Source organism: Streptomyces sp. 7R007 (assembly GCF_054850255.1).
The window spans coordinates 1-808 of the sequence record NZ_JBTWMV010000151.1; the positions used below are offsets into that span (position 1 = coordinate 1).

An 808-nucleotide genomic window follows, 5' to 3' on the forward strand; every position below is an offset into this window, starting at 1 on the left:
GCAATGCTGGTGAAGGCGAGGAAGTGGTCGGCTTTCCGTTCGTAGCGGCGGTGCAGGCGTCGGCATCCGGCGAGCCATGCCATGGTGCGTTCGATGGTCCAGCGGTGGCGGCCGAGTCGTTGCGAGGTCTCGATGCCCTTGCGGGCGATGCGGTGCCGGATGCCTCGGCCGGATAACCATCGCCGCAGGTGGTTGTAGTCGTAGCCCTTGTCGGCGTGGAGTTTGTGGGGCCTGCGCCGTCGGCGTCCCCGGCGGGAGCGGATCGGTGGTATGCCCTTCACCAGTGGGATCAGTGCCTGGCTGTCGTGGGTGTTGGCGCCCGAGATGCCGATGGACAGGGGCAGGCCGGTCCGCTCCGTGATCAAGTGGATCTTTGACCCGTACTTGCCCCGGTCTACAGGATTCGGGCCTGTCAGCTCCCCCTTTTCAGGGCCCGCATGTTGACCGAGTCGATGGCGCACCGGGACCAGTCCAGTTCGCCGCGGGATCCGAGTTCGTCGAGGACCAGGCGGTGGAGCTTGGCCCACACGCGGGCTTTCGTCCACTCGGTGAAGCGTCGGTGAGCCGTCGCGCCGGACGGCCCGAACGAGGCGGTCGGCAACTGCTGCCACGTGCAGCCCGATGTCGCTACGAAGACGATTGCGGCCAGCACTTCGCGGTCGCCGTGCCGTCGCCGGCCACCACCCTGAGGTCGCGACGGCGCCTCCGGCACCACCCGCTGGAACAGCTCCCACAACTCGTCCGGCACCAGCCGTTCAACGATCCTCGCCACGACCGGCAGCTTACCCAGCCAAATGAGATGAGCTCT

Annotated in this window: 1 protein-coding gene; it reads right to left on the minus strand. The window is 67.2% G+C overall.

Annotated features, from left to right (window positions below; genetic code table 11):
- Positions 1-763 (minus strand): IS5 family transposase gene (locus ACYF6T_RS44540; protein ID WP_461703703.1). Its coding sequence is split into 2 segments (ribosomal slippage), with 764 coding nucleotides annotated over them: positions 1-424 and positions 424-763; the frame shifts between segments, so codons are not numbered across the junction. This gene is flagged as partial in the annotation.
- Between the last annotated feature and the right edge of the window lie 45 nt (positions 764-808).